Origin of the sequence: Vulcanococcus sp. (genome assembly GCF_044369115.1) — a bacterium.
GTDB lineage: Bacteria > Cyanobacteriota > Cyanobacteriia > PCC-6307 > Cyanobiaceae > Vulcanococcus.
In genome coordinates this window covers 1-12,992 of record NZ_JBIPMN010000061.1, presented here as the reverse complement: position 1 = coordinate 12,992, position 12,992 = coordinate 1, and the positions used below count along the sequence as shown (strand labels likewise).

Genomic DNA, 12,992 nt, shown 5'->3' with positions numbered 1-12,992 from the left:
TCCGGCCACACGTAGCAACCAGCGCTGCCATCCACCACCATCATCAACCGCTCGGGCGTGGCCGGAAACACCGTGACCGGCTCCTGATCGCTGAACACCAGCGCCCGTGACGCGAGCGAGTGGGGTGCGATCGGGGTGAGTTGCAGAACAGGGCAATCGGGGGTGATCACCGGGCCGCCGGCACTGAGGGCATAGGCGGTGGAGCCGGTGGGAGTGGAGAGGATCACCCCATCGGCGGCGATATCCACCGGGGCATGGCGGCCCACGGCGATCTCGAAATGGCACATCGAGGTGAGTGGTTCGCGGTGCAATGCCATCTCGTTGAGGCAGAGCACCTCCCAACGGCGCTGCTCGCCTCGCATCACGCTCACCACCAGGGTGGTTCGCTCCTCCACGGTCCACTCGCCAGCGATCACCTGCTCGAGGGCCTGCTCAAGTTCTGGCAGATAGGTTTCGGCCAGGAAGCCCAAATGGCCGGTGTTGATCGTGAGGATCGGCACATCAATCGGCGCCGTCATCCGTGCCGCGGACAGCACCGTGCCGTCGCCACCCAGCACCATGGCCATCGCCATGGACGCATCAAAGTTGGATGGCACGCAGGCGGCGTGGCCCTTGGCGCGCAGGTGCTGATCCGGGTTGGCGAAGCCCACCATCCCTGCGGAGCTGCTGGCCCGCAGCAGCTCATAACCCGCGCCACGCAGGCGGGTCTCGATGGCGTCGGCGGTGGCGAGAGCCAGGTCCTTGCCGTCGTTAACGATGAGGCCGACGCAGGGCACTGACAGGGAACGAGGGCTGACGATCAGCTGATTTTATGGGTGCCCTTCCGATCCACTGATCGCCAGCGGAACTCCGCTTCAGAACTGCTCCAGGAAGCGGAGGTCGGAGGTGAACAGGCGGCGGATGTCGTCGATGCCGTGGCGCACCATGCAGAAGCGCTCCACCCCCAAGCCGGCGGCGAAGCCGCTGTAGCGCTCGGGGTCGATGCCCAGGCCTTCCAGCACCGCCGGATCCACCATCCCGCAGCCCATCACCTCGAGCCAGCGGCCGCGCCACTGCACATCCACCTCGGCGGAAGGCTCGGTGAAGGGGAAGTAGCTGGCGCGGAAGCGCACCGGCAGATCGCCGAAGAAGCGCTGCAGAAAGGTGGTCACGGTGCCGCGCAGGTGGCTGAAATCAAGGCCCTCATCGATGGCCAGAACCTCCACCTGATGGAACACCGGCGAATGGGTGGCATCCACGGCATCGCGGCGATACACGCGTCCGGGCGCCACGATCCGCACCGGCGGCGGGTTCTTTTCCAGGTGGCGGATCTGCACCGGTGAGGTGTGGGTGCGCAGCAGCTCGTGCTCGCTCAGATAAAAGGTGTCTTGCATGTCCCGCGCCGGGTGGTGCGCCGGGATGTTGAGGGCGGTGAAGTTGTAGTGGTCGCTTTCGATCTCCGGGCCTTCCTCCACCCGGTAACCGAGGCCGGCAAAGATGTCGACGATCTCTTCGATCGTGCTGATCAGGGGATGGCGGTGGCCGGCCGGGGTGTAAGTGGCCGGCATGGTCACGTCGAGGGTTTCTCCGGCGATCCGCTCAGCCATGGCGGCGGCCTTCACGGCGGAGAGCCGCTCGCTCAGCAGCCCCTGCACCTGCTCCTTGAGCACGTTGGCCCGCTGGCCCACCAGCGGCCGCTCATCGCCGGGCAGCTTGCCCATGGCGCCCAGCACCGCCGAGAGCTTGCCCTTCTTGCCCAGCAGCCCCACACGCAGCTCTTCGAGCTCGCTGGCTGAGCAGGCGGCGCCGATAGCCTTGGCGGCTTCAGCCTCCAGCTGATCGAGCTGGTCGGTGAGCTGCTGCAGGCTGATCGTGGCGCTCACGGCTGTGTTCCGGTAGCCCGTGACTTTAAGAAGACGGCCTCTAGCCTCCAGGCAGTCACCCCAACCCCTTGCGGATCCTGATCAGCAACGACGACGGCGTGTTCGCCGCCGGCATCCGCACCCTGGCCGCCGAAGCTGCAGCTCGCGGTCATCAGGTGACGGTGGTGTGCCCCGATCAGGAGCGCTCCGCCACCGGCCACGGCCTCACCCTGCAGACCCCCCTGCGGGCGGAGCGGGCTGACGAGCTGTTCGCCCCCGGCATCACCGCCTGGGCCTGCAGTGGCACCCCCAGCGACTGCGTGAAGCTGGCCCTGTTCGCCCTGCTGGAGGAGTGGCCTGATCTGGTGCTCTCCGGCATCAACCACGGCCCCAACCTCGGCACCGACACCCTTTATTCCGGCACGGTGAGCGCTGCCATGGAAGGCACGATTGAGGGGCTGCCAGCCCTGGCGGTGAGCAGCGCCGATTTCCAGTGGCGGCAGTTCGATCCCGCTGCCCGCATCGCTCTCGATGTGGCGGAGCAGGTGCATGCCGCAGGCTGGCCCCAGGGCGTGCTGCTCAATCTGAATGTGCCGCCGTTGGCAGAAGAGGCGATCGGCCCGCTGCGCTGGTGCCGCAAGGCCGTGCGCCGCTACACCGATCAGTTCGACAAGCGGGTGGATCCCCGCGGCCGCACCTACTACTGGCTGGCAGGTGAGGTGGCGAACGACCTGGAGGCTGAGGTGGCCGGGCCCGCCGACTGGCCGATTGATGTGGCCCACGTGGCCGCTGGCGGTGTGTCGCTGACGCCGCTGCAGCCAGAGCTGTTCTGGAGGGGGGATGCTGCGGCGCTACCTCAGCTGCCGCTGGGCCGGTAGATCCGCTGCAGCATCCAGATGCTGATCCAAAGCCCGATCACGTGGGCAAACAGCACCTGCGTGTTGCTCAATACCGACAGCATCTCGAGTGAGGTGATCGGATAGTTGGTGATCCTCCCGCCCGGGGTGGTCATGGCTCCGCCGAAGGCGAAGCCCGCCTGCATCGAGGCCTGCACAAACAGGCTTCCGGCCAGCGATTGGTAGCCCACGGTTCCGAGGGTGAGACCCACCAGGTCGGCCAGCACGCTGCGTTTGATCAGCCGGGCAGTTTCACCTTTGCTGGGGTGCACCGGACCGTTGAGGGCCCGCCCGCAGCGCACGATCAGGCCGCTCTGCCAGATCGACCAGAGCAGCACCACAAAGGCCAGGCTCGTGAGCGACAGCCCTGGCCCCAGGCCTAAGGCTTTGTCGGCGCGGGCAGCGATCTGACCACCGATGTTGTTGAAGAGCAGCACACCCAGCACCACAACCCCCAGCACCACCTGGGACCAGAGCCGAATCCAGCCCATCCGCCGTAGGGCAGCCGAGATCAGTTGCAGGTCGAGGCGATCGGCCATGGGAAGGAGCGAGGGCGCCGGAGATGGCCCAAACCTGCCATGGGAGGATGCCTGGGGCGAGGGCCTGGATGCGCTTGTTGGTGAAACGGCCTTGATTCCTCTGCGCAGTCCTGAGCAAGCCGCAAGGCCCACAGCCATTGCCCTGGGCAGTTTTGATGGGCTGCACCGGGGGCACCGCCGGGTGATTGCTGCGGTGGTCGAGCGGGCCGCGCCAGCGCAACTGGTGCCCACGGTGGTGAGCTTCTGGCCCCATCCGCGCGAGGTGCTCTACGGCGAGGCCCGGCTGCGCCTGGATCTCCCCGCCGAAAAAATTGATCTGCTGGAGCCTCTCGGCATCGAGCAGCTGGTGCTGGTGCCGTTCACACCGGAGCTGGCGGCCCTCAGCCCGGAGCACTTTGTGGAGCAGGTGCTGGTGCAGCAACTGCAGGCCCAGTTGGTGGCTGTGGGCGAGAACTTCCGCTTCGGCGCCGGCCGCGCTGGCGATATCCACACGCTGCGGGATTTATGCGCTGAGCGCGGCATTGCGCTGCTGGTTCAGCCGATCCTCAGCGACAGCACCGGCCGCTTGAGCAGCAGCCGGATCCGCCGGGCGCTCGAGGCCGGACAGCTGCAGGAGGCGGCTGCCCTGTTGGAACGGCCCTATCGCTTTGGTGGTCGGGTGGTGCGGGGGCGCGGCCTGGGCCGCGAACTGGGTTGGCCCACTGCCAACCTGCAGGTGGATGGGCGCAAGTTTCTGCCCCAGCAGGGTGTGTATGCCGCCTGGGTGTGGCTGCAGGGTGAACTACTCCCTGGCCAGCGCCTGGCCGCGGTGATGAATCTCGGCCCCCAGCCCACGGTGGATCCCACGGCTCCCTCGGCAGTGGAGGTGCACCTGCTGGGCAGGCGCCTGGAGCTGGAGGGGGCGGAGCTGCTGGTGGAGCCGGTGGCCCTGCTGCGGCAACAGCAGCGTTTCGAGAGCCTCGAAGCGCTGGTGGCGCAGATCGCCCGTGATGCGGCTACGGCTGAGCAGCTGTTGGGTTCAGCCGGCGGGGTAAGCGTTGGCCAGGCCCCAGCTGATGAAGGCGGCGATAGCCCCCAGCAGCAGAATCCCTGAGATCAGCACCAGCATTGGGCTGTCGGATCCGCCCTGCGCCATGGCCCCTGTGATGGCATGTGTGCGCACACCCTAAACAGCCCTTCTCGCCTCAGTTCTGTTTATGACGGCCCCCGCACAACCCCAGCCGGTGTTGCGCCTGCTCGACGCCAACCTCGATCGCGCCCGCGAGGGCCTGCGGGTGGTGGAAGACTGGTGCCGCTTCGGCCTCGATCGTGCCGATCTGGTGGCCCGGCTCAAGGATCTGCGCCAGCGGTTGGGGCTGCTCCATGCCGATCGCTACAAGCAGGCGCGGCATACAGCCGGCGATGTGGCGGCAGGGATGGCCCACCCCGCCCAGGCTGAGCGGCATGAGCCTGCGGCGGTGGTGGCGGCCAACTGCGGCCGGGTGCAGGAGGCGCTGCGGGTGCTGGAGGAATTCGGCCGCGCGGAGGACCCAATCCTTGCCGCGGAGGCTGCCGCGATTCGCTATGCCCTCTACGACCTGGAGGTGGAGTTGCTGCGGGCCTGCCCGGAAGGCGATCAGCGCCGGGCGCAGATGCAAAGCAGCCGGCTGTATCTGATCACCAGTCCATCCCCACAGCTCGAGGCTGTGGTGGAAGCAGCGCTTGAGGGTGGCGTGCGCCTGGTGCAGTACCGCGCCAAGGAGGGCAGCCTGGGCGCTGATGGTGCATCGATCACCGATGCAGACCGGTTGGCGCAAGCCCAGGCGCTGCGCCAGCTCTGTAGCCGTTATGGCGCCCTGTTTCTGGTGAACGACCGCATCGACATCGCCCTGGCGGTGGATGCCGATGGCGTGCATCTGGGGCAGGGCGATCTGCCGCCGGCGCTGGCCCGGCGGCTGCTCGGCCCCGAGAAGCTGATTGGCCGCAGCACCCACGCCCTCAGCCAGCTGCGTGAGGCGGTTGCTGATGGCTGCGACTACGTGGGTGTGGGACCGGTGAACGCCACGTCCACCAAGCCCGGTCGTGAGCCCGTGGGGCTCGACTATGTGCGCCAGGCGGTGGCAGAAAGCCCGATCCCCTGTTTTGCCATCGGTGGCATCGAGGCCGGCAATCTGGCAGCGGTTCAGGCCGTGGGCTGCAGCCGGGTGGCGGTGGTGCGGGCGATCACCGCGGCCCCGGATCCCGCGGCAGCCAGCCGCGAGCTTCTGGCGCTGCTCGGCTCCGCTGAAGCCGATGGCGGCGCGGATGTTGAACTGGGCCGATGAGCGAATCCACGATCGAAGTGCGCCTGAACGGTGATCCGATTCCGTGCCCTGCAGGGCTGTCGCTGCTGCAGCTGCTGGAGCTGCGTGGCTACAAGCCACAGCTGGTGGTGGTGGAGTTCAACGGCGAGATCCTGCCCCGGGCCTGTTGGGCAGATCAGCCCGTACGGGAAGCCGATGCCGTGGAAGTGGTCACCATCGTGGGGGGTGGTTCTTAGATTTCATGGCAATTCCTGGGGTTGGTTTTGCCTGAACAGCACTCCACGCCGCTGCTGCGTCGTTTGTTTCGTCGCCTGATGCTTCCTGCGCTGCTCAGTGCGGCCCTGGCGCTTGTGGTGCTGGCCCCTCAGCCTGCGGATGCCGCCAGTGGCGGCCGCATCGGTGGCGGCAGCTTTCGCTCCGCTCCCATCCCCCGCAGCTACGGCGGCGGCGGTTACAGCGGTGGGGGCTACCAGCGCGGCTTGGGCGGCGGCATTGGCTTTCCGTTCATCGTGCCGTTTTTCTTCGGCGGTGGTGGCCTGTTCGGCTTCCTGGTGCTGATGGCGGTGGTGGGCTTGGTGCTGAATGCCTTCCGTGGCGGTGGCAGCGGCGGACAGGCCTTGCCCGCTGGCATGCGCGGCGGCGATCTCGGCACCTACCAGCCCGATGGCCCCGTGGCGATTGCGCAGCTTCAGGTGGGTCTGTTGGCCTCGGCCCGCGAGCTGCAGCGCGATCTGCGCAGCCTGGCTGCCAGCTCCGATACCAGCAGCAGCAGCGGTTTGCAGAGGGTGCTTCAAGACAGCACCCTGGCGCTGCTGCGTCATCCCGATCTGTGGGTGTACGCCAACGCTGAGGTGGGTCAGGTGCCCTTCCAGGCGGCTGAATCCACCTTCAACCGCCTCTCGATGACCGAGCGCAGCAAGCTCGCCGGCGAGATCACCACCAACGTGGGCGGCTCCCGCGGCGTGGCGTCGTCGGCCAGCGCTGGTGATGCCGATGCCACCAGCGATTACATCGCTGTGACCCTGTTGGTGGCCAGCCGCAGCCGCATCACCCTGAAGCCGGTGAATGGCAGTGAGGATCTGCGCGAGGCGCTGCGGGTGGTGGGTTCGGTGCCTTCCGATCAGCTGTTGGCGCTTGAGGTGATCTGGCAGCCCGAAGGCGCAGGCGAGGTGTTGAGCGCCGATGAATTGATCACGGCCTACCCCGATCTGAAGCATCTCTGAGGCGGTGATCTTCGCTTTTTCTGAAGATTTGGCGAATTACAGAAACTCTTCCGCTGAATGGGTGTTGTAAGTGCGGTTGGCGGCGGGCTGGATGTTTAGGTTGATGGCCACTTCATTGCCCTTGCGTGCCCGGCTCCGTTCGCCATTCCGAAACCCGTGCCATGAAATGGCAGGCCAATGGCGAATTGGCAGGTAGCGATCTGCACGCTTTGCTGAGCCGTCTGCATCAGGTGGAAACCGAGGAGCGCTCCCGCGAGCTGCAGCAGTGCCTGGGCCGCCGCGCTCAAGACGGCTGATTCCCCGCCTTCAACGGTCTAACCCTGAAGCCGATCTTCAGGTTGGCCTCGGTGGGTTGCCGTGGCTCCCGCAACCCCGCACAGTGCGGCTCAGCTGAACGGCTCGGATGGCAGCGCGCTCTCTGCACTGGGTGAACAGCCCCGTGCTGCTCGAGGCCCTGGAGCGCTACGAACAACGCCGGCTGCCCCGCTCGATGCAGCTGTGGGTGGAGGCGATGCTGGAGCTCAAGGCTCCTGCACGCGAGCCATTGCGCGGCCATTGTTGAGGCTGCGGCCCAGCCCACTGTTGAGGATCCGCAGGGCGGCCATTGCGGCGCCGTAGCCGTTGTCGATGTTCACCACGCTCAACCCCGGGGCGCAGCTGGCCAGCATCCCGTGCAGGGCTGCCTGGCCGCCGGCGCTCACCCCATAGCCCACGCTCACCGGCACCCCAATCACCGGTTGTGGCACCAGGCCGGCCAACACGGTGGGCAGAGCCCCTTCCATCCCGGCGCAGGCGATCAGCACCTGGGCCTGCTCCAGCCGCTCCAGCTGGCCCAGCAGCCGATGCAGCCCCGCCACGCCGACGTCCAGCAACGTCTCGCAGCGCACCCCATGCCAGTGCAGGGCCAGCTGCGCTTCGCTGGCCACCGGCAGATCACTGGTGCCGCCGCTGAGCACTAGCACCTCACCGAGCTCTTGCCGCGGCGGCGCGGGATCCCCGAGGCTCAGGCAGCGGGCGTCGGCATGAAAGCGCAACTGCTCCAGGAGCGCCTCGCCTGACGTTTCGGCCTCGATCAGCTCCGCCACGACCTGCGCTTTGGCGGCATCCACGCGGGTGGCCAGCGCCAGTTCTCCTGCACGCTTCAGCCGCATCAGGATCGACGCGATCTGCTCGGCGGTTTTGTGCTCGCCCCAGATGGCCTCCACCATGCCGATCCGTTGGCGGCGCTGCAGATCGAGCCGAGCGGTTTCGGTCATGCTGCCGGCTGTAGCTCGCCTTCAAACACCAGCGGGAAGGGATTGCCTTGCCGGGTGCCGGTGGCTTGGCGGGCCAATTGCTCGAAGCGCTCCTGCACGGCTTCCACCTCGCCCAACGGGATGGCTTTCCATTGCTCGCGGCTGGCCCAGCGGATCAGAAGCGTGCCCTCTTCTCGCTCAGGATCCCAGAGCAGATCGCGTCCCAGATAGCCCTCTTGCTGCGCCAGCCAGGGTTCCCAGCTGCCCCGTTCGGCTTCCAGCCAGGCTTGGCGGGCTTCAGCGGGCACCTTCACCCGCAGGTGCTCCACCACCGCTACCTCAAAGGTGCCGCCCGGCTGTTGCTGCTCTGCGATCGCCACATCGGGATGGCCGGCCAGCAGCATCAGCAAGCAAAGCGTATGGGCCAAAACCCTAGCCAGCGTGCGCCGGCTCATGGCTTCTGCAGCAGGGCCACCGCCTGGCAGGAGATCCCCTCCTCGCGGCCCTCCGGCCCCAGCTTTTCGTTGGTGGTGGCTTTCACACCCACCTGATCAGGTTCCAGACCCATCCGGGCGGCAATGGCGGTGCGCATCGCTTCGATGTGAGGTTTGAGTTTGGGGCGCTCAGCAATCACCACCGAATCCACATTGATCACGCTCCAGCCCCGGTCGGCCACCAGCGCCACCACCTGCTCCAGCAGCACCAGGCTGTCGGCTCCCTTCCACTGCGGATCGTCGGGAGGAAAGTATTTGCCGATGTCGCCCAGGGAGAGGGCGCCGAGGAGGGCATCCATGATGGCGTGCACCAGCACGTCGGCATCGCTGTGGCCATCAAGGCCCAGGCCGGCGGGATGCTTCAGTTGTTGGCCCCCGAGGATCAGCGGCCGGCCCGGCACCAGGCGGTGGATGTCGTAACCGTTGCCAAGGCGGAGCTGCATGGGGATGGGGCGATGACGCTCTGGATGTCTGGCCCGACCCTATCTCCGTCTGTTTTGAGAGCAGGTGCTCACTCCGCGCTGAGCACCTGCAGCTGGTTGCCATCGCGCCCCATCACCAGCACTGCTTCGCCCGGCACCATGCTGCGCCGGGGGTCGAGGTTGGTCGCCGCCCAGCTCTGGCCTTGCCATCGCACCCGTCCACTGGTTTCGTTGCTGGTGAAGCCGCTGATCACGGTGGCCTGTTCGCTGGCTCCACTGGCTGGAATTGAGCGCGCCTGGCGCCGCGACCAGCGCTGCAGCAGCAGCAGCACCCCAGCCGAGGCGGCAGCGAACAGCAGCAGCTGCCCGACCAGCGCCAGGCCCGGCGCCAGCGCCGTGAGCACCGACAACGCCAAGGCCGCTAGTGCCGCCGCCAGTAGCCCATCGAACTCAGCCCCGAGCCATTCCGCTGCCAAAAGACCGAGGCCCAGCAGAAACCAGATCAACGGAGCTGGAACCATGGCTGTGGAGCAACGCGCTCATGCTGCCTAGCTTGAAGCCAGTGCGCCCCGTGGCCTGTGGAAACCCTCTTCGGCTTGCCAGCTCTGGCGGTGATTGCCTTTCTTGGGATCAACGGGGTGAAGGTCACCAGCGGCGGCCAGTCACGGCTGGTGGAGCGGCTCGGTAAGTACGACCGCCAGCTGCAGCCGGGGCTGTCGTTTGTGTTGCCGGTGGTGGAGCGGGTGGTGAGCCATGAATCGCTGAAGGAGCGAGTGCTCGATATCCCGCCGCAGCAATGCATCACCCGCGACAACGTGGCGATCGAAGTGGATGCCGTGGTCTATTGGCAGCTGCTGGAGCACTCCCGCGCCTACTACGCGGTAGACAACCTGCAGGCGGCGATGGTGAATCTGGTGCTCACCCAGATCCGCGCCGAGATGGGCAAGCTCGATCTCGATCAAACCTTCACCACCCGCCAGGAAGTGAATGAAGCGCTGCTGCGCGAGCTGGATCAGGCCACAGACCCCTGGGGCGTGAAGGTCACCCGCGTCGAGTTGCGCGACATCCAACCCTCCCGGGGCGTGCAGCAGGCGATGGAGCAGCAGATGACCGCCGAGCGCGAGAAGCGCGCCGCGATCCTGCGCTCTGAGGGGGAGCGCGAGTCGCAGCTCAACGCGGCCCGTGGCCGGGCCGAGGCGCTGGTGCTCGATGCCAAGGCCAAGCAGCAGGCTCTTGTGCTGGAGGCTGAGGCCCAGGCACAGCAGCAAACCCTCTTGGCACAGGCCCGCGCCGATGCCGCAATACGCCTGGCCGAGGCGATGCAGGCCAACCCCCAGGCGGCTGAAGCGATTCGCTTGCTCCTCGCCCGCGACTGGATGGCCATGGGCGAACAGATGGCGAACGCCCCTGCCGGCAGTGTGCTGATGGTGGATCCTCAGAGCCCCGCTTCCCTGCTCACGGCGCTGCGGGATCTACAGAAGCCACAGGTCTGAGCGGCCGTCCTGCACTGCAGCTACTGCTGCTGTTGCTGCACCCGCCAGCGGGCGTAGAGGTCGGGGCGGCGCCGCTGGGTTCGCTCCTGCTGTTGTTGGGATCGCCAGCGAGCGATGGCGCCGTGGTCGCCGCTGCGCAGCACGTCGGGCACCGTCATGCCACGGAAGTCGGCGGGGCGGGTGTAGTGGGGATGCTCCAGTAGCAGGGCGCTGTGGCTTTCCTCTTCAAGGCAGGCTTCGGTGCCAACGGTTCCTGGCAGCAGCCTCACCACGCCGTTGATGATCGTCATCGCCGGCAGTTCGCCGCCGGTGAGCACGAAATCGCCGATCGACACCTCTTCATCGGCCAAGGCGCGGATGCGCTCATCGAAGCCTTCGTAGTGGCCACAAAGAAAAATGAGCTGGTCGTAGTCCGCCGCCCAGCGGCGTAGATCGGCCTGCTCCAGTGGGGTCCCCTGGGGGCTCATCAGGAGCACCCGCCGCCTCGTCAGCACGGGGATGCTCTCCACCGCCGCATACACCGGCTCAGGTTTGAGCACCATGCCAGCGCCGCCGCCGTAGGGCTCATCGTCCACCTTGCGGTAGCGGTCGGGGGCGAAATCGCGGGGGTTGTGCACGTGCAGTGCAGCCCGCCCGGCAGCGAAGGCGCGGCCGATGACGCCCAGGCCCTGTAGCGGGGCGAACGCCTCGGGGGCCAGGCTCACCACATCAAGGCGCATCGGATCAGGCGGCTGCGGTCGGCTTGCTCACCCGCCGAATCTCAGAGCTGAAGCTGGCTCGCCCGGGCAGACCGTCGGCCGGTTGCTCAATGGTGGAACGAAGGCGCAGGTTGGGCTTGTTGAACCAGATGCGCTCGCGCAGCTCGGTGCCGTTGTTCTCGTTCACCAGCTCGAGGCTGCCGTCGGGCCAGAGGGTCCAGCTGCCCTGTTGATCACCCGCGCTGAAGCTGCCATCAGCTGCAAACAGGAGCTGTCGCGGTGGCTGGTCTTTCGGACCCACGCTCAAGCCGCCCGGAGCACCCTCCAGGTAACGCACAACCAGCTCACCGCGCTCGCTGCTGTGCCATTCATCGCCCGCGCCAGTCTCGGCGGCGCCGCCGAGCACAAAGCGTGAACGTAGGCTCATCCACTCGCCTTCGCAGAAGCGCAGGAAGGCCTCGATCGTGGCGGGGGGAAAGGTGGCGGGATCGCTCATCGCTGGATTCTCTCAGCTGTCCCCCCGGTAGCCCAGTTCCGCCAGGCGGGAAGCACTGCGGCGCCAGTTGGGCACCACCTTCACGAACAACTCCAGATACACCGGCCCGTTGATCAGCTTCTGCATCTGCTGGCGGGCGCCGCTGCCGATCTCCCGCAGCATTCGCCCGCCCTTGCCGATCAGAATGCCCTTCTGGCTGTTGCGCTCCACCAGCACCGTGGCCAGCACGGCCGTCCGCGGACCGTCGTCCACGATGCGCTCGATCTGCACAGCCACCGAGTGGGGCACTTCCTCGCGGGTGTATTGCAGCACCTGCTCGCGGATCAACTCCGCCAGCAGCAGCTGTTCCGGCTGATCGCTCACCGCATCGGGGGGGTAGAGATGCGGTCCTTCTGGCAGGGCCGCTGACAGAGCGTCCACCAGGTCACTGGTGCCATCGCCGGTGAGGGCGCTCACCGGGTGCAGCGGCCAGTCGGCAATCCGTTCGCGGTAGCTCGCCTCCAGGTCAGCGGCCTGCGCTGGATCCACCAAGTCGTGCTTGTTGAGCGCCACATGTACCGGCGCCCGGGCGTGGGCCAACAGGTCAACGATGAAACCATCCCCGCGGCCTGCCGGTTGGCTGCCATCCACCAGCAAAAGCACCAGATCCACCTCGCCGATGGCACCGCGGGCGGTTTGCACCAGGCGCTCCCCCAGTAGATGGTGCGGTTTGTGGATGCCGGGGGTGTCCACCAGCACCAGCTGGGCGGAGGGGGTGGTGAGGATGGCGCGCAGGCGGTTGCGCGTGGTCTGTGCGATGGGGGAGGTGATCGCCACCTTCTCGCCCACCAACTGATTCAGCAGGGTGGATTTGCCCACATTGGGCCGCCCCACCAGGGCCACAAAGCCGGAGCGGAAGCCTTCAGGGCTATGGCCCAACTGGAAGCCATCGGCCATCGCCTCAGCCGGCAGGTCGCTCAGATCTGGAAACGGCGGCAGCGGGTCGGTGGGGTGGCTTGGTTCCATAACGTCACCATGGCAGCCCGCCGTTCATTTGGGTCCCCGCGCTGATGACCGAGAACATCGACCGCACACCGCTTCAGCCCACCTTCCAGCAGGCCATGGAGATTACGGCTCAATGGCTGGCACTGTGGGAGAACGGCGAGCTCAGTGATGAGGTGCTCAGCGATCGTGTGGCTGAACTGGTGGCCAGCCGAGATGGGGCCCGCGGCTTTTTTGTGGTGTCGCTGGCGGGCGAGTCTCCGCTGATGGATCGCTTGCCGGATCCTGTGGTGTTGTCACTGCGGCTGGCTGGCGATGGCGTGGTGGATCTGAGCGCACGCAATCTGGCGATGAGCACCGCGATGGCCCTGCACCATCAGCGCAATGGTGAT

Annotated in this window: 18 protein-coding genes and 1 pseudogene; 9 read left to right on the top strand and 10 right to left on the bottom strand. The window is 66.8% G+C overall.

Features of this window, described 5'->3' with window-relative positions; translation table 11 throughout:
- Positions 1–776 (bottom strand): NAD(+) kinase (locus ACIQ2E_RS06430; RefSeq protein WP_398327808.1); only part of this gene is annotated, 776 nt, incomplete at its 3' end.
- 78 nt (positions 777–854) lie between these two features.
- Positions 855–1,862, bottom strand: coding sequence for a phenylalanine--tRNA ligase subunit alpha (gene pheS / locus ACIQ2E_RS06425; protein WP_398327805.1), 1,008 nt, complete (start codon positions 1,860–1,862; stop codon positions 855–857).
- A 68-nt stretch (positions 1,863–1,930) separates the two neighbouring features.
- On the opposite strand from pheS, the gene surE reads away from it, so the two are divergent.
- Positions 1,931–2,719 carry a 5'/3'-nucleotidase SurE gene (gene surE / locus ACIQ2E_RS06420; protein WP_398327802.1) on the top strand — a complete coding sequence of 263 codons (789 nt, stop codon included), beginning with the start codon at positions 1,931–1,933 and terminating at the stop codon, positions 2,717–2,719.
- Here the strand turns inward: surE and ACIQ2E_RS06415 are convergent.
- Positions 2,698–3,276: a DUF3611 family protein gene (locus tag ACIQ2E_RS06415; RefSeq protein ID WP_296442966.1), complete on the bottom strand. Its 579-nt coding sequence runs from the start codon at positions 3,274–3,276 to the stop codon at positions 2,698–2,700. The genes surE and ACIQ2E_RS06415 overlap by 22 nt on opposite strands.
- Positions 3,277–3,367: 91 nt before the next feature.
- On the opposite strand from ACIQ2E_RS06415, the gene ACIQ2E_RS06410 reads away from it, so the two are divergent.
- The 6 genes from ACIQ2E_RS06410 to ACIQ2E_RS06385 all read left to right on the top strand — a co-directional run bounded on the left by ACIQ2E_RS06410 (position 3,368) and on the right by ACIQ2E_RS06385 (position 7,343).
- On the top strand, positions 3,368–4,369 hold the full coding sequence (locus ACIQ2E_RS06410; protein ID WP_398327817.1) for a bifunctional riboflavin kinase/FAD synthetase: 1,002 nt from the start codon (positions 3,368–3,370) through the stop codon (positions 4,367–4,369).
- Positions 4,370–4,472: 103 nt separating this feature from the next.
- On the top strand, positions 4,473–5,579 hold the full coding sequence (locus tag ACIQ2E_RS06405) for a thiamine phosphate synthase (RefSeq protein WP_398327799.1): 1,107 nt from the start codon (positions 4,473–4,475) through the stop codon (positions 5,577–5,579).
- Positions 5,576–5,794 carry a sulfur carrier protein ThiS gene (gene thiS, locus ACIQ2E_RS06400; RefSeq protein ID WP_398327796.1) on the top strand — a complete coding sequence of 73 codons (219 nt, stop codon included), beginning with the start codon at positions 5,576–5,578 and terminating at the stop codon, positions 5,792–5,794. The genes ACIQ2E_RS06405 and thiS overlap by 4 nt, the downstream gene beginning before the upstream one ends.
- A 78-nt stretch (positions 5,795–5,872) precedes the next feature.
- On the top strand, positions 5,873–6,781 hold the full coding sequence (locus ACIQ2E_RS06395; protein WP_398327814.1) for a DUF1517 domain-containing protein: 909 nt from the start codon (positions 5,873–5,875) through the stop codon (positions 6,779–6,781).
- A 125-nt stretch (positions 6,782–6,906) separates the two neighbouring features.
- Positions 6,907–7,077, top strand: a complete 171-nt coding sequence (locus tag ACIQ2E_RS06390; protein WP_398327793.1) for a hypothetical protein — start codon at positions 6,907–6,909, stop codon at positions 7,075–7,077.
- 107 nt (positions 7,078–7,184) lie between these two features.
- Positions 7,185–7,343, top strand: a complete 159-nt coding sequence (locus ACIQ2E_RS06385) for a hypothetical protein (protein ID WP_398327790.1) — start codon at positions 7,185–7,187, stop codon at positions 7,341–7,343.
- Here ACIQ2E_RS06385 and larB read toward each other — a convergent pair.
- From larB to ACIQ2E_RS06365, 4 genes are all read right to left on the bottom strand, one after another.
- On the bottom strand, positions 7,303–8,037 hold the full coding sequence (gene larB, locus ACIQ2E_RS06380; RefSeq protein WP_398327787.1) for a nickel pincer cofactor biosynthesis protein LarB: 735 nt from the start codon (positions 8,035–8,037) through the stop codon (positions 7,303–7,305). The two genes, ACIQ2E_RS06385 and larB, sit on opposite strands and share 41 nt — an antisense overlap.
- A complete protein-coding gene (locus ACIQ2E_RS06375) occupies positions 8,034–8,420 on the bottom strand; it encodes a TIGR03792 family protein (RefSeq protein ID WP_296369510.1) in 387 nt (128 codons plus the stop codon). Before ACIQ2E_RS06375 ends, larB begins: the two co-directional genes overlap by 4 nt.
- 47 nt (positions 8,421–8,467) lie before the next feature.
- On the bottom strand, positions 8,468–8,953 hold the full coding sequence (ispF, locus tag ACIQ2E_RS06370; RefSeq protein WP_398327783.1) for a 2-C-methyl-D-erythritol 2,4-cyclodiphosphate synthase: 486 nt from the start codon (positions 8,951–8,953) through the stop codon (positions 8,468–8,470).
- A 68-nt stretch (positions 8,954–9,021) separates the two neighbouring features.
- Positions 9,022–9,453: an NfeD family protein gene (locus tag ACIQ2E_RS06365; protein WP_398327780.1), complete on the bottom strand. Its 432-nt coding sequence runs from the start codon at positions 9,451–9,453 to the stop codon at positions 9,022–9,024.
- A 57-nt stretch (positions 9,454–9,510) separates the two neighbouring features.
- Between ACIQ2E_RS06365 and ACIQ2E_RS06360 the strand changes: the two genes are divergently transcribed.
- The gene (locus ACIQ2E_RS06360; RefSeq protein ID WP_398327777.1) at positions 9,511–10,425 is read left to right on the top strand and encodes an SPFH domain-containing protein; all 915 of its coding nucleotides are present in this window, start codon (positions 9,511–9,513) and stop codon (positions 10,423–10,425) included.
- 20 nt (positions 10,426–10,445) lie between these two features.
- Here ACIQ2E_RS06360 and trmD read toward each other — a convergent pair whose 3' ends face one another.
- The 3 genes from trmD to era are packed head-to-tail and all read right to left on the bottom strand — an operon-like array spanning position 10,446 to position 12,555.
- Entirely contained in the window at positions 10,446–11,144 is a 699-nt protein-coding gene (gene trmD, locus ACIQ2E_RS06355; protein WP_398327774.1) for a tRNA (guanosine(37)-N1)-methyltransferase TrmD, read from the bottom strand.
- A gap of 4 nt (positions 11,145–11,148) precedes the next feature.
- Complete coding sequence (locus ACIQ2E_RS06350; RefSeq protein ID WP_398327771.1) at positions 11,149–11,619, bottom strand: phycobiliprotein lyase; 471 nt, start codon at positions 11,617–11,619, stop codon at positions 11,149–11,151.
- A gap of 12 nt (positions 11,620–11,631) precedes the next feature.
- Positions 11,632–12,555 carry a GTPase Era gene (gene era / locus ACIQ2E_RS06345; RefSeq protein WP_398327811.1) on the bottom strand — a complete coding sequence of 308 codons (924 nt, stop codon included), beginning with the start codon at positions 12,553–12,555 and terminating at the stop codon, positions 11,632–11,634.
- A 113-nt stretch (positions 12,556–12,668) separates the two neighbouring features.
- Here era and ACIQ2E_RS06340 point away from each other — a divergent pair.
- A pseudogene (locus ACIQ2E_RS06340) lies at positions 12,669–12,992 on the top strand (hypothetical protein); the annotation flags it as partial.

Coding starts and splice junctions, on each gene's coding strand:
- era (WP_398327811.1), bottom strand. CDS start 12,555: ATGGCCGATGGCTTCCAGTTGGGCCATAGCCCTGAAGGCTTCCGCTCC.
- ACIQ2E_RS06350 (WP_398327771.1), bottom strand. CDS start 11,619: ATGAGCGATCCCGCCACCTTTCCCCCCGCCACGATCGAGGCCTTCCTG.
- ACIQ2E_RS06365 (WP_398327780.1), bottom strand. CDS start 9,453: ATGGTTCCAGCTCCGTTGATCTGGTTTCTGCTGGGCCTCGGTCTTTTG.
- trmD (WP_398327774.1), bottom strand. CDS start 11,144: ATGCGCCTTGATGTGGTGAGCCTGGCCCCCGAGGCGTTCGCCCCGCTA.
- ACIQ2E_RS06395 (WP_398327814.1), top strand. CDS start 5,873: ATGCTTCCTGCGCTGCTCAGTGCGGCCCTGGCGCTTGTGGTGCTGGCC.
- ACIQ2E_RS06405 (WP_398327799.1), top strand. CDS start 4,473: ATGACGGCCCCCGCACAACCCCAGCCGGTGTTGCGCCTGCTCGACGCC.
- ACIQ2E_RS06375 (WP_296369510.1), bottom strand. CDS start 8,420: ATGCTGCTGGCCGGCCATCCCGATGTGGCGATCGCAGAGCAGCAACAG.
- larB (WP_398327787.1), bottom strand. CDS start 8,037: ATGACCGAAACCGCTCGGCTCGATCTGCAGCGCCGCCAACGGATCGGC.
- ACIQ2E_RS06415 (WP_296442966.1), bottom strand. CDS start 3,276: ATGGCCGATCGCCTCGACCTGCAACTGATCTCGGCTGCCCTACGGCGG.
- thiS (WP_398327796.1), top strand. CDS start 5,576: ATGAGCGAATCCACGATCGAAGTGCGCCTGAACGGTGATCCGATTCCG.
- ACIQ2E_RS06385 (WP_398327790.1), top strand. CDS start 7,185: ATGGCAGCGCGCTCTCTGCACTGGGTGAACAGCCCCGTGCTGCTCGAG.
- ispF (WP_398327783.1), bottom strand. CDS start 8,953: ATGCAGCTCCGCCTTGGCAACGGTTACGACATCCACCGCCTGGTGCCG.